17 protein-coding genes and 1 pseudogene are annotated in these 18192 nt (G+C 72.0%); 3 read left to right on the top strand and 15 right to left on the bottom strand.

Going from position 1 to position 18192, the window contains the following annotated elements:
* The 8 genes from ACZ6EJ_RS14970 to ACZ6EJ_RS14935 all read right to left on the bottom strand — a co-directional run.
* Nucleotides 1-301 (bottom strand): DUF6892 domain-containing protein (locus ACZ6EJ_RS14970; RefSeq protein ID WP_469267401.1); only part of this gene is annotated, 301 nt, incomplete at its 3' end.
* Between the two features lie 85 nt (nt 302-386).
* Nucleotides 387-1400: a TIGR03842 family LLM class F420-dependent oxidoreductase gene (locus tag ACZ6EJ_RS14965; protein ID WP_469267399.1), complete on the bottom strand. Its 1014-nt coding sequence runs from the start codon at nt 1398-1400 to the stop codon at nt 387-389.
* A 46-nt stretch (nt 1401-1446) separates the two neighbouring features.
* Complete coding sequence (gene hydA, locus ACZ6EJ_RS14960; protein WP_469267397.1) at nt 1447-2838, bottom strand: dihydropyrimidinase; 1392 nt, start codon at nt 2836-2838, stop codon at nt 1447-1449.
* Nucleotides 2835-3005: a hypothetical protein gene (locus ACZ6EJ_RS14955; RefSeq protein WP_469267396.1), complete on the bottom strand. Its 171-nt coding sequence runs from the start codon at nt 3003-3005 to the stop codon at nt 2835-2837. The genes hydA and ACZ6EJ_RS14955 overlap by 4 nt, the downstream gene beginning before the upstream one ends.
* Nucleotides 3006-3110: 105 nt before the next feature.
* The gene (locus ACZ6EJ_RS14950; RefSeq protein ID WP_469267394.1) at nt 3111-4394 is read right to left on the bottom strand and encodes an aspartate aminotransferase family protein; all 1284 of its coding nucleotides are present in this window, start codon (nt 4392-4394) and stop codon (nt 3111-3113) included.
* Complete coding sequence (locus ACZ6EJ_RS14945) at nt 4391-5233, bottom strand: nitrilase-related carbon-nitrogen hydrolase (RefSeq protein WP_469267393.1); 843 nt, start codon at nt 5231-5233, stop codon at nt 4391-4393. Before ACZ6EJ_RS14945 ends, ACZ6EJ_RS14950 begins: the two co-directional genes overlap by 4 nt.
* A gap of 249 nt (nt 5234-5482) precedes the next feature.
* A complete protein-coding gene (locus tag ACZ6EJ_RS14940) occupies nt 5483-5863 on the bottom strand; it encodes a PPOX class F420-dependent oxidoreductase (RefSeq protein WP_469267391.1) in 381 nt (126 codons plus the stop codon).
* 28 nt (nt 5864-5891) lie between these two features.
* The gene (locus ACZ6EJ_RS14935) at nt 5892-6161 is read right to left on the bottom strand and encodes a helix-turn-helix domain-containing protein (RefSeq protein ID WP_469267389.1); all 270 of its coding nucleotides are present in this window, start codon (nt 6159-6161) and stop codon (nt 5892-5894) included.
* A gap of 73 nt (nt 6162-6234) precedes the next feature.
* Here ACZ6EJ_RS14935 and map point away from each other — a divergent pair, with 73 nt between their 5' ends.
* Entirely contained in the window at nt 6235-7002 is a 768-nt protein-coding gene (map, locus tag ACZ6EJ_RS14930) for a type I methionyl aminopeptidase (RefSeq protein ID WP_469267387.1), read from the top strand.
* Nucleotides 7003-7130: 128 nt separating this feature from the next.
* Here map and ggt read toward each other — a convergent pair whose 3' ends face one another.
* The gene (gene ggt, locus ACZ6EJ_RS14925) at nt 7131-8948 is read right to left on the bottom strand and encodes a gamma-glutamyltransferase (protein ID WP_469267385.1); all 1818 of its coding nucleotides are present in this window, start codon (nt 8946-8948) and stop codon (nt 7131-7133) included.
* Nucleotides 8949-9141: 193 nt separating this feature from the next.
* Here ggt and ACZ6EJ_RS14920 point away from each other — a divergent pair, with 193 nt between their 5' ends.
* Both ACZ6EJ_RS14920 and ACZ6EJ_RS14915 read left to right on the top strand, forming a co-directional pair.
* Nucleotides 9142-10407: a L,D-transpeptidase gene (locus ACZ6EJ_RS14920; RefSeq protein ID WP_469267384.1), complete on the top strand. Its 1266-nt coding sequence runs from the start codon at nt 9142-9144 to the stop codon at nt 10405-10407.
* A gap of 117 nt (nt 10408-10524) precedes the next feature.
* Nucleotides 10525-10719, top strand: a pseudogene (locus ACZ6EJ_RS14915) (acyl esterase); the annotation flags it as partial.
* 32 nt (nt 10720-10751) lie between these two features.
* Here ACZ6EJ_RS14915 and ACZ6EJ_RS14910 read toward each other — a convergent pair.
* From ACZ6EJ_RS14910 to ACZ6EJ_RS14885, 6 genes are all read right to left on the bottom strand, one after another.
* Nucleotides 10752-11630: an amino acid ABC transporter permease gene (locus tag ACZ6EJ_RS14910; RefSeq protein ID WP_469267383.1), complete on the bottom strand. Its 879-nt coding sequence runs from the start codon at nt 11628-11630 to the stop codon at nt 10752-10754.
* The gene (locus ACZ6EJ_RS14905) at nt 11627-12271 is read right to left on the bottom strand and encodes an amino acid ABC transporter permease (RefSeq protein WP_469267382.1); all 645 of its coding nucleotides are present in this window, start codon (nt 12269-12271) and stop codon (nt 11627-11629) included. The genes ACZ6EJ_RS14910 and ACZ6EJ_RS14905 overlap by 4 nt, the downstream gene beginning before the upstream one ends.
* 16 nt (nt 12272-12287) lie before the next feature.
* Nucleotides 12288-13217 (bottom strand): glutamate ABC transporter substrate-binding protein, encoded by a 930-nt coding sequence (locus tag ACZ6EJ_RS14900; protein ID WP_469267380.1) that lies wholly within the window; start codon nt 13215-13217, stop codon nt 12288-12290.
* A 12-nt stretch (nt 13218-13229) separates the two neighbouring features.
* Nucleotides 13230-13973: an amino acid ABC transporter ATP-binding protein gene (locus ACZ6EJ_RS14895; RefSeq protein ID WP_469267378.1), complete on the bottom strand. Its 744-nt coding sequence runs from the start codon at nt 13971-13973 to the stop codon at nt 13230-13232.
* Between the two features lie 136 nt (nt 13974-14109).
* Complete coding sequence (locus tag ACZ6EJ_RS14890) at nt 14110-14547, bottom strand: DUF6278 family protein (RefSeq protein WP_469267376.1); 438 nt, start codon at nt 14545-14547, stop codon at nt 14110-14112.
* A gap of 114 nt (nt 14548-14661) precedes the next feature.
* Nucleotides 14662-17844 (bottom strand): DNRLRE domain-containing protein, encoded by a 3183-nt coding sequence (locus ACZ6EJ_RS14885; RefSeq protein ID WP_469267374.1) that lies wholly within the window; start codon nt 17842-17844, stop codon nt 14662-14664.
* Between the last annotated feature and the right edge of the window lie 348 nt (nt 17845-18192).

Below are 18192 nucleotides of genomic sequence, written 5' to 3'. Positions count from 1 at the left end.
GGTCGTCCTCGCCGTCCCAGGCGGGGGCGCAGTGCTGGAAGACGCGCGCCCCGGCGTCGAAGCACAGCTCCTCGACGCGGGCGAGCAGTTCGGCCGGTATCTCCAGGGCCTCGAAATGGGCGCGGGACTCCGGCAGCACCTCCGCGTGGAGGCCGTTGGCCAGGACGTGGGACGCGGGGTCGCGAATCCCCCGCTCGGCCAGCCGCGCGGGCAGGTCGTAGACGGGGAGGAGCGGTTTGGGGCCGTACATGAGCTCCTCGATGACGAGCAGCTTGAGGTTGAAGTCGCGGAACTGGCTCATGGGACATGGGTACCACGGGGCTCTGACACGGCCTTCCGCCCGGTGCCCCCCTCAGCCCGCCGGGGCGCGCTCGCCTCCGCGATGCTCAGCGGAGCATCGGGATGACGCCGGCCCCGTAGGCGTCGATGGTGCTCTCGCGGCCGTCGTGCATGGCGTAGACGGCGAACTGGTCGACGCCGAGGTCCCTGAGGCGCCGCAGCCTCTCGACGTGGGCCCCGACGGGGCCGAGCAAACAGAAGCGGTCGACGACGTCGTCGGGGACGAACGCGGTGTCGGGGTTGTCGGCGCGGCCGTGGTGGGAGTAGTCGTAGCCCCGGCGGTCCCGGATGTACGCGGTGAGCTCCTCGGGGACCATCGCGGAGTGCTCCCCGTAGGCGGCGACGAGGTCGGCGACGTGGTTGCCGACCATGCCGCCGAACCACCGGCACTGGTCGCGGGCGTGGGCCAGCGCTTGCGGCGAGTCGTCCGCCGTGACGTAGGCGGGAGCGGCGACGCAGATCGTGAGGGCGTCGGGGTCCCGGCCGGCCTCCGCGGCTGACCGCCGTACCGCCTTGACCATCCACTCGGTGAGGAAGGGGTCGGCCAGTTGGAGGATGAAGCCGTCGGCCTTCCGACCGGCGAGGGCGAGGGCCTTGGGGCCGTAGGCCGCCATCCACACCGGCAGTTCGCCGTTCCTGATCCAGGGGATGCGGATCGGCTTGCCGTCGACCTCGGCCTCGCGGCCCTCCGCCAGGTCGCGGATGGCGTCGATGGCCTCGCCCAGGCGGGCCAGGGTGTTGGGCTCGCGGCCGGCGACGCGCATCGCGGAGTCGCCTCGGCCGATGCCGCAGACGGTCCGATTGCCGAACATGTCGTTGAGGGTCGCGAAGGTGGAGGCCGTGACCTCCCAGGTCCGGGTGCCGGGGTTGGTCACCATGGGGCCGACGCGGAGTCCGGCGGTGTGTTCGAGGATCTGGCTGTGGATGACGAAGGGCTCCTGCCACAGCACGGCGGAGTCGAAGGTCCAGCCGTAGCGGAAGCCGTTGCGTTCCGCTCGGCGCATCAGCCCGACGATCCGCGATGCGGGCGGGTCGGTCTGCAGGACGAGTCCGAAGTCCACGGGGGAACCTCCAGATGGCGAGTCGACGGGACGGGGCTCCGGGCGCTCAGCCCAGGTACTGGCAGAGACCGCGCGGGAGGAACACCCCGTGACCCGCGCGACCCGCGTACGTCCGCCGGTCCACCACCACCTCGCCCCGCGAGAGGACGGTCTCGACCCGGCCGGTCACCGTCCTCCCCTCGTACGCCGAGTAGTCGACGTTCATGTGGTGGGTCCGCGCCGACAGCACCTGGGCGGCGTGCGGGTCGTAGACCACGATGTCCGCGTCCGAGCCGGGGCCGATCGTGCCCTTGCGCGGGTAGAGGCCGAACATCCGGGCCGGGGCCGCGCAGGCGATCTCGATCCAGCGCCGCCGGGAGATGTGCCCGTCGACCACCGCCTGGTGGAGGAGGTCCATGCGGTTCTCCACTCCCGGCAGCCCGTTGGGGATCTTGGAGAAGTCACCGCGGCCCAACTCCTTCTGGCCGGTGAAGCAGAACGGGCAGTGGTCGGTGGAGACCACCTGGAGATCGTCGGTCCGCAGGCCCCGCCAGAGCGCCGCCTGGTGCTCCTCGGGCCGCAGCGGTGTCGAGCAGACGTACTTGGCGCCCTCGAAGCCCGGCTCCGCCAGGTTGTCCGCGGAGAGGAAGAGGTACTGGGGACACGTCTCGCCGAAGACCGGCAGGCCCCTGTCCCTCGCCGCCGCCAGCTCCGCCACCGCCTCCTGGGCGGAGACGTGGACCACGTACAGCGGGGAGCCCGCGACCCGCGCCAGTTGGATCGCCCGATGGGTCGCCTCCGCCTCCAGGAGGGCCTTGCGGACCTCCCCGTGGTGCCGGGGGCCGGTCTCGCCCCGCGCCAGGGCCTGCTCCACCAGGACGTCGATCGCGATGCCGTTCTCCGCGTGCACCATGATCAGTCCGCCGGTCTCCCCGGCCACCTGCATGGCCCGCAGGATCTGGCCGTCGTCCGAGTAGAAGACGCCCGGATACGCCATGAACAACTTGAACGAGGAGACGCCGTTCTCGACCAGCTTCGGCATCTCCCGCAGCGTCGCCTCGTTCACGTCCGACATGATCATGTGGAACGCGTAGTCGACCGCGCAGCGCCCGTCCGCCTTCTCCAACCAGCGGTCCAGGCCGGTCCGGAGCGCCTCGCCCTTCGACTGCACCGCGAAGTCGACGATCGTCGTCGTCCCGCCCCACGCCGCCGCCCGCGTGCCCGTCTCGAACGTGTCCGACGCCGACGTGCCGCCGAACGGCAGCTCCATGTGGGTGTGCGCGTCGACCCCGCCCGGAATCACGTACTTGTGCGACGCGTCGATCACCCGGTCCGCCGTCCACGCCTGCGTCCCCGGCGCCGCCAACGCCACCACCCGGCCCTGCTCGATCAACACGTCCGCGTGCACCTCGTCGGCGGCCGTGATCACCAGACCGCCGGTGATGAGAGTCCGCGTCACTTTCCCGCCTCCCTCGCGCGCCGGCCGCCGACCGGGCCACCGCCGACACGGGCCGGAGCCGCGCACGGTCCCGCCGACCCCCGCACGCCGTCCGCGACGAACGCGTCGGCGTGGATCTCGTGGGACGCGGTGACGGCGGGGCCGCCCCGGATGACGGTTCGGCTCATGGTGCCTCCTCGGGTGCGGCGGAACGGGTCCGCGGACGGGGGTGCGTGGGGGCGGACGGCGGTCGGGGAGTCCCGGCCGCCGGTACGGGCCCCGGCGAGGCCGGGTCAGCCCGCCGCGCGCAGGGCGTCGGCGAGGATCGCCGCGCCCTCCTCGGCCTCCGCGACGGTCAGGGTGAGCGGCGGGGCGATCCGCAGGACGCTGGTGTCGTGGCCGCCGCCCTTGCCGATGAGCAGTCCGCCCTCGCGGGCCGCTTCGAGGACGGCCGCCGCGGCCTGCTGATCGGCCTCCTCGGTGCCGGGCCGCACCAGATCGACGCCGATCATCAGGCCCCGACCGCGCACCGCGCGCACGGCGGGCGAGCCGGCGGTCACGGCCCTGAGCCGTTCGATGAGGAGTCCGCCGACGCGTCGCGCGTTGCCCTGGAGGTCGTGCTTCAGGAGGTACGCGAGGTTGGCGAGCGACGCTGCCATGGTGACCGGCGAACCGCCGAAGGTGGAGATGGAGTTGGCGTCGAGGCAGTTCATCACCTCGGCGCGGGCGACGACCCCGCCGACGGACATGCCGTTGCCGATGCCCTTGGCGAAGGTGAGGATGTCGGGCGGTCCGTGCTCGGCGTGCGCCTGCCAGCCCCAGAAGTGGTCGCCGGTGCGGCCCCAGCCGGTCTGCACCTCGTCGGAGATCCACAGCACGCCGTGCCGGTCGAGGACGCGGCGGAACGCGGCGAAGAGCCCGTCGGGGGGCGAGGTGAAGCCGCCGACGCCCTGGACGGGTTCGGCGATCAGGGCGGCGGGGCCGCGGACGTGGCCCAGCAGGTCCTCCAGGTCCGCGACGCACGCGGCGATGAACCCCTCGTCGCTCAGAGCCGCGTACGGGCCCCGGTCGCGGACGCAGCCGTGCACGTACAGCGTCTGCAGCGGCGACAGGCCCGTGGGCGACCAGGCCCCGTTGCCGGTGACGGAGACCGTGGAGAACGACCGGCCGTGGTAGCTGTTGCGCATCGCCAGGATCTGGTTGGAGCGGCGGTACGCGGTGGCCAGGAGCAGCGCGGTGTCGTTGGCCTCGGTGCCTGAGGCGGTGAAGAAGACCCGCGCGTCGGGGATGCCGGAGAGGGCGGCGATCCGCTCGGCCAGCTCCACCATCGGGCGGTTGAGGTAGAGGGTGGAGGAGTGGATCAGCCGGCTCGCCTGCTCCGCCACCGCCCTGGTGACCTCGGGCAGGGCATGGGCGGTCATGGTGGTGAGGATGCCGCCGAAGAAGTCGAGGTAGCGGCGGCCGTCCGCGTCCCAGACGTACCGGCCCTCGCCTCGCGTCAGCTCCAGGGGGCGGCGGTAGTAGAGGGTCAGCCAGTCGGGGGCGACGGCGCGGTGGCGCTCGAAGAGTCCGCTCACGGCTCCACCAGCCCGTCGTACGCGTCGGGTCGGCGGTCCCGGTAGAACGCCCACTGCTGCCGCACCTCGTCGATCATCGAGAAGTCCAGGTCGCGGACGAGCAGTTGCTCGTTCCTGTCGTCGGCGACCTCCCCGACGAACTGCCCGCGCGGGTCGACGAAGTAGCTGGTGCCGTAGAAGTCGTTGTCGCCGTACTCCTCGCGGCCGACCCGGTTGATGGCGGCGATGAAGTACGCGTTGGCGACGGCGGAGGCCGGCTGCTCCAACTGCCAGAGGTGGCTGGAGAGTCCGCGCGAGGTGGCCGACGGGTTGTAGACCAACTGCGCTCCGTTGAGCCCTAGTTGACGCCAGCCCTCGGGGAAGTGCCGGTCGTAGCAGATGTAGGCGCCGACCTTGCCGACGGCGGTGTCGAAGACCGGCCAACCGGCGTTGCCGGGACGGAAGTAGTACTTCTCCCAGAACCCCTCGATCTGCGGGATGTGGTGCTTGCGGTACTTGCCGAGGTACGAGCCGTCGGCGTCGATCACGGCCGCGGTGTTGTAGTAGAAGCCGCTGTGCTCGACCTCGAAGACCGGGACGACGATGACCATGCCGGTCTCCCGAGCCAGATCCCTCATCCGCCGTACGGTCGGCCCGTCGGGGACCGGCTCGGCCCAGCGATAGTGCTCCGGCTCCTGGACCTGGCAGAAGTAGGGGGCGTTGAACACCTCCTGGAAGCCGATGACCCCCGCGCCCTGCCGGGCGGCCTCACGCGCGTGTTCCTCATGCTTGGCGATCATGGATTCGGTGTCGCCGGTCCAGGTCGCCTGGACCAGTGCGGCGCGTACGACGTGGGACACGAGCTGCTCCTTCGACGCGGCGTCAGAGAGCCTCCGCACCCTCTCTCCGCACGTGGATCGGTGCATGGAGGGAGAACGTAAGCCTGCCCGGTCCGGCGGGGCAAGACCATCGTCGCCAACCGGCGGAGTCGATCATGTTTCGCACCCGAGCGGTCCATTACGGACATCACGCGCACCGATCCCTCGCGCTTCCAGAAGGGGAAGGCCCGAGCCTCGCTCCCCGGTCAGGTGATCACGGGAGCCGGGCGGTCAGAAGGTGATGGCGATCCCGGTGTGCGGACGCTTGCCCAGCCGGGCGATCGCGGCGGGCCGGTCGACCAGCCAGAATCTCCAGGTGTACTTGCGGGCCAGCAGCGCGCGCACCCGGCGGGTGCCGTCCTCGTCGAGGAGCCTGCCGACGCCCTCGGCGGCCGGGGCCCCTTCGGCGATCCGGCCGCGTACGTCGCAGACGGCCACGGCGACCTCGGCGTTGTTCCGCAGGCGCTTGACCTTCCACGAGTCGGAGCGGGTCCACACGTACAGCACATCCCCCTCGGCCGCCGCCCACACGGGCGTGGCGACGGGCGTGCCGTCCTTCCGGTACGTGGTCAGGCTGACGTAGGGGCTGCGGGCGAAGTCCTGGAGGGTCACGGGCGCGACCCTACGCTCCGCGCGCCCGTCAGGCGATCAAAGGCGCCGCGGCCGGTTCGGGCGCGCAGCGGGCCGGCAGCTCGTCCAGGGAGAGGCCCAGGGCCCCCGCGAGGGCGGCCACCGTGAAGAAGGCGGGGGTGGGGGCGCGTCCGGTCTCGATCTTGCGGAGGGTCTCCGCGGAGATTCCGGCGCTCGCGGCGACGGCGGCCATGCTGCGCCCGCCGCGCGCCTCGCGGAGCACACGGCCGAGCCGTTCGCCGCGCAGGCGCTCTTCGGGGGTGAGAGGGGTGCGGACCATGGGCCCACCCTACTACGCGACACCATTCTCATACCGTTATTACTATAACGGTTCGACCGGTATAGTAATGGGCATGGTGCACATCAAGACAGACGCGTCGATCGACGCGATGCGCGAGGCCGGCCGGGTCGTCGCGCAGATCCTCACCCGAGCCCGGAGCATGGCGGCGGTCGGCGTGACGCCCCGCGAGCTGGACGAGGCGGCCCGCGAGGTGCTGCGCGAGGCGGGCGCCTCCTCGCCCTTCCTGCACTACCGCCCGCACTTCGCCTCCACCCCGTTCCCCGCCGTCATCTGCGTCTCCGTCAACGACGCCGTCGTGCACGGCATCCCCTCCGCCGAACCGCTGCGCGACGGGGACCTGGTCAGCGTGGACGCGGGCGCCCTGCTGGACGGCTGGGCCGGCGACTCGGCCGTCAGCTTCACCGTGGGCCGCGCCCGCCCCGCCGACACCCGGCTGGTGGAGACCGCCTTCGCGGCCCTGGACGCGGGGATCGGCGCGGCCGTCGTGGGCAACCGGATCGGCGACATCGCCCACGCGATCGGCACGGTCTGCCGCGACGCGGGCTACGGCATCCTGGAGGGCTACGGCGGGCACGGCATCGGCCGGTCCATGCACGAGGACCCGTCCGTGCCGAACGAGGGGCGGCCGGGGCGCGGGATGGTCCTGCGGCACGGGATGGTCCTGGCGATCGAGCCCATGCTGATCGGCGGCGGCCGCGACGACTTCCGCCACGACGAGGACGGTTGGACGCTGCGGACGACGGACGGCAGCAGGGCCGCGCACGCCGAGCACACGGTGGCGATCACGCACGACGGCCCGCGCGTGCTGACCTCGCTGTGACGTCGGCCCGCACGGGCGGCACGGCCCCGCCGCGGCCCCGCGGTCCCCGGCGGTGAGCGCCGCGGGGCCGGCGCCGCGCACCCGGTGCGCGGCCCCGGCCCCGCGGGCCTCCGTCCGGTTCGGCCGGCTCAGTGCCGGCCGGCCGGACGCACCACCATGGCCGAGCCGCCGCCCCGGCGCACCTTCTCCGCCGCCGCGAGCCAGCGGCCGTCGGGCAGCCGCTGCACCCCGGTGGCGGCCCCCAGCTCCGGGTTCCGCTTGAAGACGTGGCCGAGCTTCTCCAACTCCGCGCGCAGCGGGCTGTTCCACAGGTCCGGCTCGATCTCCGTGGCGGCCGCGTTGCGCTGGCTGGCGCGCGGCGAGGCGATCGCGTCGACCAGCGGGAGCCCCCGGTCGAGGTGCCCGGTCAGCGACTGGAGCACGGTGGTGATGATGGTGGCCCCGCCCGGCGAGCCGAGGGCCAGCACCGGCCTGCCGTCCTTCAGCACGATGGTCGGCGAGATCGACGAACGCGGCCGCTTGCCGGGACCCGGCAGGTTGGGGTCGTGCACCGCCGGGTCGGCCGGGGCGAAGGAGAAGTCGGTGAGCTCGTTGTTGAGCAGGAAGCCGCGGCCGGGCACCGTGATGCCGCTGCCTCCGGTGGACTCGATCGTCAGCGTGTAGGCGACGACGTTGCCCCACTTGTCGGCCGTCGTCAGGTGGGTGGTGTTCTCCCCCTCGTACGTCGTCGGGGCGGCCCTCCCGGCGCTGACGCACCGCTGCGGGTTCCGGGGGTCGCCCGGCGGGAGCGGGCTGGTCAGCACCGCGTCGTCCTTGATCAGGCATTCCCGCGCGTCCGCGAACCGCTGGCTCAGCAACTCCTCGGTGGGCACGTCCTCGAAGGCCGGGTCGCCCACCCAGCGCCCCCGGTCCGCGAAGGCGATGCGGCTCGCCTCGATGAGCCGGTGCAGGTACTGGACCCGGTCCGCCCGCGCGAGGTCGGTGGACTCCAGGATGTTCAGGGCCTCGCCCACGCTGGTGCCGCCCGAGGAGGAGGGCGCCATGCCGTAGACGTCCAGGCCCCGGTAGCCGACCCTGGTCGGGGCCTTGGCCAGGGTCCGGTAGGCGGCGAGGTCCTCGCGGGTCAGGTCGCCGGGACGCACCACGCGGTCGGCGTCGGGGTCCACGGGCGGGTTGCGCACGGTACGGACGATGTCGTCGGCCAGCGCGCCCCGGTAGAGCGCGCCGACACCTTTCCGGCCGAGCTCGTCGTACGTACGGGCCAGGTCGGAATTCTTGAACACCGAGCCGACGGCGGGGAGTCGGCCGCCGGGCAGGAACAGCTCGGCGGAGGCGGGGAAGTCCGCGAAGCGGGCCTGGTTGTCCGCGGTCTGGGAGCGGAACGTGCCGTCGACCACGAAGCCGTCGCGGGCCAGTCGTCCGGCCGGTTCCAGCAGCGTGCGCAGCGACTTGGTGCCCCACGCGTCCAGCGCCCGCTGCCAGGTGGCCGGGGTGCCGGGCGTGCCGACGCCGAGGCCGCTGGTCATCCCCTCCGCGAACGGGATCGGTCGGCCGTTCTCCAGGAAGAGGGAGGCGTCGGCGCTGCGCGGGGCGGTCTCGCGGCCGTCGATCGTCCGCACCGTGCGCTTCTTCGCGTCGTAGTGGACGAAGTAGCCCCCGCCGCCGATGCCCGCCGAGTAGGGCTCCGTCACGCCGAGCGCCGCCGCGGTGGCCACGGCCGCGTCGACCGCGTTGCCCCCCTTGCGCAGCACCTCGATTCCGGCCGCTGAAGCGTCCGCGTCGACGCTCGCCACCGCTCCCCCGTATCCCACCGCCACCGGGGACTTGGGCGGGGCCGGGCGAGGTCCGGCAGAGCTCTCCGGGCCCGCCGGGGCGGCGGCTCCCACCGACGCCACCACGGCGAGGACGGCCAACAGCGACGTGTTCCGAGCTGCGGAACGGCGCATACGTACCTCCAGTCGACGGATCTCCGCGCAGGGTAGCCCCGGCGGCCCCGGATCGTCAGGACCGCCTCGAACGGATTCGCGGACGCCCGGCGCCGCGCGCCTTCGGGCCGCGGACGCGCGGCGGCGTGCCGGGGGTGTCCGCGTCGCCTTCCGCGCGGGCCGGTGGATTGCTCGGGAACGGACGGAACCCGACATGGGGGAAATCGCCTCTAGCTCCGCGAGTGCTGCCGCCCTGGAGGTTCTTCCGTTGATTTCCCTGCGTTCGCCTGTCCGTCGCACCGCCCCGGCCGGGCGGAGGCCCCGGCTCCTTCCGGCCGGGGCGGCGGTGCTGCTCTGCGCCGCGCTCACCTCGTGCTCCGGCGCCCCGGCGGGCGGGGAGGCGCGGGCGGGCGGGGGCGGCGAGGCGCCCGCCGCCGAGATCGCGGTCAACCTCCGGGGCACGGCCGCGTCTCCGGGCCGGCCGGTGACGGTGGCCCTGGCGGACGGGAGGCTGCGGAAGGTGGCGGTGACGGCGGCCGGGGGCGGTGCGCTGACCGGTGCGATATCCGCCGACGGCCGCACCTGGACCTCGCACCGGGTCGCCGCACCCGGCACCGCCTACACGGTGGTGGCGGAGGACGCGGACGGCGGCGGCGACCGGGCGGCGTTCACCACGGCCGCCGCCGAGAAGGTCAACAAGCTGTCGCTGGCGCCCGGCAAGGACACGACCGTGGGCATCGCCCAGCCGCTGTCGGTCGTCTTCGACCACCCGGTGGAGAACAAGGCGGCGGTGGAGAGGGCTCTGAAGGTCACCGCCTCCGACGGCGCCGAGGGCTCCTGGGGCTGGCTCCGGGACCACTCGGGCAGGGACCGCGTCGACTGGCGGCCGAAGGAGTACTGGAAGCCGGGGACGAAGGTCAGGCTGGAGGCCGAGCTGAACGGGGTCGACACGGGCGCGGAGGGCGGCTGGTTCGTCCGCGACTACGCCACCGCGTTCACCGTCGGCGACGCCCAGGTGGTCGGGGTCGACCTCGACCGGCACCGCCTCACCCTGCGCCGTGACGGCCGGCAGGTCCTGGACGTCCCGATGTCGGCGGGCACGCCGGGCGGCGACAAGGCGTCCTGGCGGGGCACGGCGGTGCTGATGGCGAAGGAGGGCACCATCAACATGCGCTCCGAGACGGTGGGCCTCGGCGACGCCTACGACAAGATGGTCGACTACTCGATGCGGCTGACCTGGTCGGGGATGTACGCGCACGCGGCGCCCTGGAACACGAGCCACTTCGGTCGGGCCAACCGGAGTTCGGGCTGCGTCGGGATGAGCGACGCCGACGCCGCCGCCCTGTACGGGCAGGTGCGCGTGGGCGACCCGTTCGAGATCACCGGCGCCGACGCCAAGGGCACCGTCGCCGAGGGCAACGGTTACGGCGCGTGGAACGTCCCGTGGGCCGACTGGCAGACCAGAAGCGCCCTGCGGTGAGCCGCGCGCGAGCGTTCCTGACGCCGCTCCCCTGCCTCCGCCACCCGCCCGCGGTGCACCGGGCTCCACCGGCGGGCCGGTGAGCGGCGCTCAGTACGCCCGCCGTGGAGCACGGCTCCGGGGCGGCCGTTCCCCGTCCGCCCGGAGCCGTGCTCCACGGCCCGCGGCGTACCGGCCGGACGCCGGCCCGCCCTGGTGGCCGACACCGTCGATCCGTCGTACGCCGAGCACGACCCGACCGGCGCACGGCTGACCTTCTCCCCGCCCGGCACGGACCGGAGTCGCCTCCGGGCCCCGCCGTGCGAGGAGTGATCACCGACCGCCGCCGGACGGGTACGGCCCGGCTACCGCCCTCCCGGCGCCGGCGTCTCCGCCTCGTCCGGGCCCGCCCCCACCGCCTTCGTCTTCGGATCGCGCCGCTGACGTCGGGCCACCCAGGTGGCGAACCACGAGAGCACCATGCACATCCCGATGTAGATCGGGGAGATCACCATCACGACGGGGATGAAGGGGAGATCGTAGTCGAGATTGGAGGCGATCAGCTTCCCGGCGTGGAGGAATTCCTCGTAGGTGATCAGATAGCCCAGTGAGGTGTCCTTCAGCGCGACCACCAGTTGGCTGATGATGGTCGGCAGCATCGCGCGTACCGCCTGGGGGGCCAGGACGAAGGTCGTGACCTGTGTCTTGCGCATCCCCAGCGCGTACGCCGCCTCCCCCTGCCCCCGGTGCACGGAGTTGATCCCGGTCCTGAACACCTCGGCGAGCACCGAGCCGTTGTAGAGCGTCAGCCCGGCGACCAGGGCGGGCAGCGGCTGCACCTTCAGCGCGACGAAGACGAAGAAGATCATCACCAGCACCGGCATGGCCCGGAAGAACTCCACCAGCACGGTGGCGATCCAGCGCAGCGGCCGGTGCGCGGAGAGCCGTCCGACGGCCAGGACCGCGCCCAGCGCCAGGGAGAGCACCGCCGCGTACGCGAACGCCTTGAGGGTGTTGCCGAGCCCGCGCAGCAGCAGCTCCTGGATGCCCTCGTACGCGAAGGGCCGCCACTTCTCGGCGGTGAACTGGTCGGTTTCGAAGAGGAGATGGACGATCCAGCCGACCAGCGCGGCGATGGCGGCGGTCGCCAGGACGCCGTAGAGGCGGTGCCGTCCGCGGGCCGCCGGGCCGGGGACGTCGTAGAGCGCGTTGGCGGCGGGCGGGCGGGCGGGGGTGCGGGTCATCGTGCGACTCCCCAGCGCTTCTCCAGCACGGTGAACAGCGCGCTGATGGTCAGGGTGATGAGGAGGTAGCCGACGGCGATCCAGACGAAGCTCCAGATGATGCTGTAGCCCAGCTCGTTGAGCGTCTTGTAGGTGCCGAGCAGTTCGGTGACGCTGAACGCCCCGGCGATGGCGGAGTTCTTCACCAGCGCGATCAGCGTCGAGCCGACCGGCGGGATCACCGACCGGAACGCCTGCGGCAGCACCACGGTGTTCAGGGTCTGGCCGAAGGTCATGCCCAGGCTGCGGGCGGCCTCGCCCTGGCCCCGCGGCACGGTGTTGATGCCGGAGCGCAGCACCTCGCAGATGAACGCCGAGGTGTAGCAGCCCAGCGCGATGACGGCGAAGACCTGGAAGGGCAGGACGAGCCCGAACCGGGGCAGTCCGAGCAGGACCGCGAAGAACAACAGCGTCAAAGGGGTGTTGCGGAGCACGGTGACCCAGACCGCGCCCAGGACGCGGAGGGAGCCGATGGGCGCGACCCGGAAGGACGCCATCAGGAACCCGAGGGCGAGGGCGAGCGCGGAGGCGTAGACGGTCAGCTCGACGGTGCCGAGGAAGCCCTTGCCGTAGAGGGAGAAGTTGTCTGTCAGCACATCCATGGACGGGGCCGTCCCCTCAGTTCGCCGGGTAGCGGTCGATGGGCGGCGGGGTCGGCGCGGGCGCCCCGGACAGGCCCAGCGTCGCTTCGTACGCCTTCTTCCAGTTGCCGTTCTTCTCGTTGTCCTCCAACGCCTCGTCGAGGGCGAGCCGCAGCGCGTGGTCGGCGCGCGGCACGCCGATGCCGTACGGCTCCTGCGCGAAGGGCCTGCCGACGACCTTCATCTCGTCGGGCGCCTTGGCGGCGAAGCCCAGCAGGATCGCGTCGTCGGTGGTGACCGCGTCGACCTGGTAGGTCAGCAGGTTGTCGACGCAGATGGAGTACGTGTCGTAGGCGACGAGCACCGCTCGGGGGTAGTCGGCGGCGATGCGCTGGTAGGGCGCCGAACCGGTGGCCGTGCAGACGGTCTTGCCGTCCAGGTCGCCCGGGCCCCCGATGCCGTCCTCGTCGGCGCGGACCAGGAGCTTCTGGCCGGCCATGTAGTAGGGCCCGGCGAAGCCGACGAGCTTCTTGCGAAGGTCGTTGATGGTGTAGGTGCCGACGTAGTAGTCGATCTGCCCGTTCCGCAGAGCGGTCTCGCGGTTGGCGGAGGCGATCGTCCGGAAGCGGATCGCGTCCGGGTCGAAGCCGACGGAGGCCGCGAGCATCCGGGCGATCTCGATGTCGAAGCCGGTGTAGACCCCGCTGGCCGGGTCCTTCTCGCCCAGGTAGGGCTGGTCCTCCTTGGCCCCGACCACCAGGTGGCCGCGGCGTTTGGCCTTGGTCCAGGTACGGGAGTCGGGCAGGCGGAAGCCGGTGTCCACCCGGTACTCCGGCAGGGCGTCGGCGCGCGGTCCCCTGACCGGGGGGCTGCCCTCCCTGCCGCAGCCCGCGGCGAGGGCGGCGAGCAGGAGGCCCGCCGCGAGGGCGACGACCCGGCACGTGCGCGTGTGCGTGGTGCGCGACATGGAGCCCTCCCCTCAGTGCTTGAGGATCTTGGACAGGAAGTCCTTGGCGCGGTCGCTCGACGGGGACGTGAAGAAGTCCTCCGGAGCGCGGTCCTCGACGATGCGGCCCTCGGACATGAACACGACGCGGTTGGCGGCGGAGCGGGCGAACCCCATCTCGTGGGTGACGACGACCATGGTCATGCCGTCCCGCGCGAGCTGCTGCATGACCTCCAGCACCTCGTTGATCATCTCCGGGTCGAGTGCCGAGGTGGGCTCGTCGAAGAGGAGCGCCTTGGGGTCCATGGCGAGGGCGCGGGCGATGGCCACGCGCTGCTGCTGGCCGCCGGAGAGCTGGGCGGGGAACTTGTCGGCGTGGGCGGCCAGGCCGACCCGCTCCAGCAGTTCCCGCGAGCGCCGGGCGGCCTCCTCCTTCTTGCGCTTGCGGACCTTGAGCTGGGCCAGCGCCACGTTGTCCAGCACGGTCTTGTGCGCGAACAGGTTGAACGACTGGAAGACCATGCCGACTTCGGCGCGGAGCTGGGCCAACCCCCTGCCCTCCTCGGGGAGGGGCCGGCCGTCGATGGTGATGCGGCCGGACTCGATCGTCTCCAGCCGGTTGATCGCCCGGCAGAGGGTGGACTTCCCGGAGCCGGAGGGGCCGATGACCACCACCACCTCCCCGCGGCCGACGGTGAGATTGATGTCCTGAAGTACGTGCAACTCCCCGAAGTGTTTGTTGACGTCCCTCAGTTCGATCAACGGATCGACGGCCATGCGCTGCCCTGCCCATTTGTCGCTGTGTCGAGGTCAGCGCAAACTTTCCATCCCGACAAGGGACTTCGCAGCCGACACGCGCAAATGGTGCATAAGGATGTTTATCTAGATCAGATGACGAGTGGTGGCCCCGCGGTCAGCTCTCGGCGGACTCCGCGTACACCTGGGACAGCTCGGGACTGCCCGCCATCGCCCACTCCAGCCCCGCCTCGACGACGTCGATCTCCCGCCCGGAGGCCAGCCGCACCACGGGCTGCCCGCTCGGCCAGACGTCCCACACGGCGCCCGGAACGGACCGCACGATCACCGTGCCGAGGTAGAGGCCGGCGTCGTTGCCCAGCCAGGGCAGCTCCTCGGGATCGTCGCGCCAGCGGGGCGGCAACTGGTCCAGCGCCGCCAACGAGGCGGGGCTGTCGTCGAGTTCGAGCCCCTGTCGCCCCGCACGGGCGCGCAGCAGTTCGCATTCGGCGAGCAGCTCGGCCACCCCGTCGGGGTCCGTCCCGACGGCGTCCGCGAGGGTGCCTCCCTGCGCATAACCCTGCCGTTTACGCCAGTTGTCCAAGAAGGGGAACATGTCACCAGGGTCCCATCCCTCCTGGATTCCCCACCACAGGACGCGCGGGCCCCGGTGGAAGCCGAAGGGGGCGCCGTCCTCGCGGACGGCGCCCCCCGGAGTCGGACACCGGTCTCAGGTGAACGCCTTGACGGTCCTCCAGTCGGCGGTGATGACGGTCTTCACCGGGCCGTTGGCGTTCGTCCTGGACGGGTGGTAGACGCGCGTCTGGCCGTCCGACCCGAATCTGGCCCACATGTCGGGGACGCGGTCGCCGTTCAGGTCCGGGACGCCGACGAGAGCCGAGATGTTCGCCTCGGTCCAGTCGTTCCCGTACGGGACGTCTCCGTCGCGGGAGAGATCCGCCCTGGAGAGCGACGCCAGCTCCACGCTGCCCGCGGACGCCCCCGGCTTCCCGTGGCGGACGTACATGCTGCCCGCGTCGAGATTGCGCCACACCAGGTCCGGCGTACCGTCCAGGTCGACGTCGGCCACGTTGACGATCTCGCGGGCGGCCCAGGCGTCGGCGTTCAACCGGGTCGCCTGCTGGAAGCCGGCGCCGGTGTACCCGGACAGCGCCCAGAACGTGCCGCCGGCCCGCAGGAACAGCTCCGGCAGCTTGTCACCGGTCATGTCGCCGACCGCCTTGATCTGCGTCCAGGTCGCCGGGTCCGGCGCGCCGGCGGGCAGCCGCACCCGCAGCCGCTTGTCCACGTTGAAGCTGCCGTAGCCGTCGCCCGGATAGAGCCACAATCCGCCGTCGGGGGTGCGGGCGAACAGGTCCGTGACGCCGTCGCCGGGGTAGACGTCCGCGTATTTGCTGATCAGGGCCGCCTTCCCGGTGGCCGGGTCGTACCAGTGGCCCGGCGGGTTCAACGCGCCACCGGTGACGTACGAGGCGGCGAGGGAGGTGTGGAGCTCGCCGCCCTCGGCGCCGGGGTAGGTGCGCAGGTTGCCCGACGCGTCGATGATCAGCAGGTCGGGCTGATTGTCTCCGCCGGTGTCGCCGGGCCCGTCGGCCACGTCCCGTGGCGGCACGTAGAAGTAGTAGTCGGCGCGGCCACTGCGGTTGCCCACCGCGTCGTAGGCGTACACCTGCAGCGCGTTGGGTCCGGAGTGCGGGGGTTCCAGGGCCGCGACGGTGGCGGTTCCGCCGGAGGCCGCGACCTCCTTGGTGTTCAGCCCCCCGAAGGCGTAACTGAACTTGGTCGCGCCGCCGGCGCTGAAGGTGATGGGGCCCTTGCCGCCGAACTTCACCGTCGCCCAGGTCGCCCCGTCGGAGGTGGCCTCCGGGAACACGTCACTGGTGACGTCGGGGGCCGGCGGGGCGGAGGCGTCCACGGTGACGCGGCAGGGCTCCGAACCCGGCGGGAAGTAGAACGAGGCCGCGCCCGCCGAGTCCTCGGCGCGTACGTCCCACGCATAGGTGGTCTTGTCGGCCAGGCTGGTGGAGGGGATCGTCAGCGAGCCCTTGCCGCTGCTCAGGCTGGTGACGAGGGTGCCGGCGGGAGTCGTCGTGCCGATCTTCCAGAAACGGAAGCGCAGGCCCCTCAGGTTGCCGTCGGGGTCGGTCGCGGTCGCCGCGAGGACGAGGTTGGTGCGGGCGACGGTGCGGCCCGCACCGGGGCCGGGCACGCAGGCACCGCCGGGCGAGGTGGTGCCGCCCTTGGGCTCGGTGGGGTTGCGGTTGTAGGTGACCTCCAGCTCCGCGGACTTCGCGGTGAACTTCCGCCACGTATAGGAGTCCTTGTCCGATTCCGTGGTGGACCGCATACCGAGGGTGACGGTCGACCAACCCCTGTCGGCGGCGTACTGCGCGGCGCCCTTCACGCCGTACCTGACGTACTCGTCGGCGCAGGAGTTGTAGCCGAAGGCGAAGGACTGCTTGCCCTGGGACGCGATCGAGCTCGGTTGCTTGTTCCAGGTGGTGCCCGAGGAGATGGCCCCGGTCAGCGACAGCTCGTACTCGCGCTTCGTGCACGACCAGGAGTAGTTGTTCACGACCCGGAAGTGCGCGTCGCTGATCTGAGCGCCCTTCAGGGCGCTGTTGAATCCCATCCGCCAGAAGGCGCGGGCCGTGCCCCCGGTGTCCTTCTCGTAGCCCACCCGTGCGTCGGAGGTGCCGGAGTTGAAGTTGGTGCCGTTGTAGAAGCTGGTGTTGGGGTACGGCTTGTAGGCGGTCGTCCACGCCTTCCAGCCGTACGGGACGGTCGGGTCCAGGAAGACGGGGAAGCGGATGCCCTCGTCGGCGAGCAGTCCGCTGGCGGCGACGTCCAGGCGCAGCCGCGCGGCGCCGGTTCCGTCGCCGTCCAGCCGGGTCGCCAGCGGGCTCTGTCGCGCGCCGGGCTCGATGCCGGCCAGGCCGGAGAGGTTCAGCACGTCGGCGGTGGTGTCCACGGCGGTGCGGGGGGCGGCGTCCGGGGTCTCGAGGTCCTTGCCGGAGGAGTCCCAGCCGAACGGGGTCGGGATCGAGGTGACCTCGTCGCCGGTGTCCGCGTCGAGGACCAGCACGCTGTCGGTGGCCTCGTCGCGACGGAAGACCGCGGTGGCGGAACGCAGGCCGTACACCGGGGCGTTGACGGCCGGATGCGCTGCGGCCTCCCGGTTCTTCACGATGAGCAACTGGCCGAAGCCGCCCTCGTCGCGGGCGACGAGGAGCAGGTCCACTCCGGGCAGCACTTCGGAGTACAGGGCGCGGGGGCCGTCGAGCACCGGCTCGGGCAGTGGTCCGGGCCAGGTGTACGCGATGGTGTGGCCGTCGACCTCCACCTCCGCCAGGACGCTCTCCCCCGGAGCGCGGTCGGCCGGGGAGAGGAGCGGCAGCCGGGCCCGTGAACGCCCGGCCCGTTCTTTGCCCGTGCGCGCGCCGTCGCCACCGTCGGAGAACCGCACCGGGACAGGGGCGTTGACCGGGCTGATGCCCAGTCCGTCAGCGGTCTCGCCGGTCCGCTTCAGCGTGGTGTCGATGGCGGCCCACCGGCCCTCCGCGTTCTTCGCCCGCTGCGGCACCGCGTGGAAGCGGGAACGCCACCGCCCGTCGGGCAGCGCCCAGGTGAGGGCGGTGGCCGTGGTGGCGGTGTCGACGAGGACCTCCTTGCCGCGGCGTACGGCCTCGGCCCTGGCGGCGCTCTCGTCGCGGAGTCCGGTGGATGCCGGCCTGGCGACGGCGGCGCCGCCCCCGCCGGGCGCCGGATCGTCGGGTCCGGGCAGCCACCAGGGCAGCAGCGCGGCGGTCAGTGCGGCCAGCAGGAGGCCGAGGGTGCACGTCAGCCTGGTGCGCGTGCGCACGAAGGGGCTGAGGAGGCGAGGCGCGGACACTGCGGGCTACTCCCGTGGGCCGGACGGAAAAGGGGACGACACAGACAGCCCCGTTCGGCGGACAGCGGGGCGGAGAGCGCCAAACGATCGCACGGGGACAGGGAGCAGCGTCCACCATGAGAAGTTCATTAATTCGTTACACCTGTGCAGGAAGCGAGGAGAGTGACACCGGAGATCTCCATGTTTGACGGCTTCTGACGGGCGGCTATGTCCGAACAGAGACCAGGCCGCCGACATATGACCGGCCTGGTGGGCTGTGCAGCGGTCTATCGACTCTTGCCCTGTGGGCCAACTCACTTCCGCCCACCCACCGTGACGTTCCGTGTCCTTGATCAACCGACTCCCCTG

Source organism: Streptomyces sp. NPDC041970, from assembly GCF_055588985.1.
The sequence above is the reverse complement of the archived record's forward strand: the minus strand, read 5'-3'. Positions and strand labels throughout refer to the sequence as shown.

What these genes read in the sequence shown, in the direction of transcription:
- ACZ6EJ_RS14935 (WP_469267389.1), bottom strand. Translation starts at nt 6,161, where the DNA reads ATGGTCCGCACCCCTCTCACCCCCGAAGAGCGCCTGCGCGGCGAACGG.
- ACZ6EJ_RS14895 (WP_469267378.1), bottom strand. Translation starts at nt 13,973, where the DNA reads ATGGCCGTCGATCCGTTGATCGAACTGAGGGACGTCAACAAACACTTC.
- ACZ6EJ_RS14920 (WP_469267384.1), top strand. Translation starts at nt 9,142, where the DNA reads ATGGGGGAAATCGCCTCTAGCTCCGCGAGTGCTGCCGCCCTGGAGGTT.
- ACZ6EJ_RS14905 (WP_469267382.1), bottom strand. Translation starts at nt 12,271, where the DNA reads ATGGATGTGCTGACAGACAACTTCTCCCTCTACGGCAAGGGCTTCCTC.
- map (WP_469267387.1), top strand. Translation starts at nt 6,235, where the DNA reads ATGGTGCACATCAAGACAGACGCGTCGATCGACGCGATGCGCGAGGCC.
- ACZ6EJ_RS14900 (WP_469267380.1), bottom strand. Translation starts at nt 13,217, where the DNA reads ATGTCGCGCACCACGCACACGCGCACGTGCCGGGTCGTCGCCCTCGCG.
- ACZ6EJ_RS14955 (WP_469267396.1), bottom strand. Translation starts at nt 3,005, where the DNA reads ATGAGCCGAACCGTCATCCGGGGCGGCCCCGCCGTCACCGCGTCCCAC.
- ACZ6EJ_RS14910 (WP_469267383.1), bottom strand. Translation starts at nt 11,630, where the DNA reads ATGACCCGCACCCCCGCCCGCCCGCCCGCCGCCAACGCGCTCTACGAC.
- ACZ6EJ_RS14890 (WP_469267376.1), bottom strand. Translation starts at nt 14,547, where the DNA reads ATGTTCCCCTTCTTGGACAACTGGCGTAAACGGCAGGGTTATGCGCAG.
- ggt (WP_469267385.1), bottom strand. Translation starts at nt 8,948, where the DNA reads ATGCGCCGTTCCGCAGCTCGGAACACGTCGCTGTTGGCCGTCCTCGCC.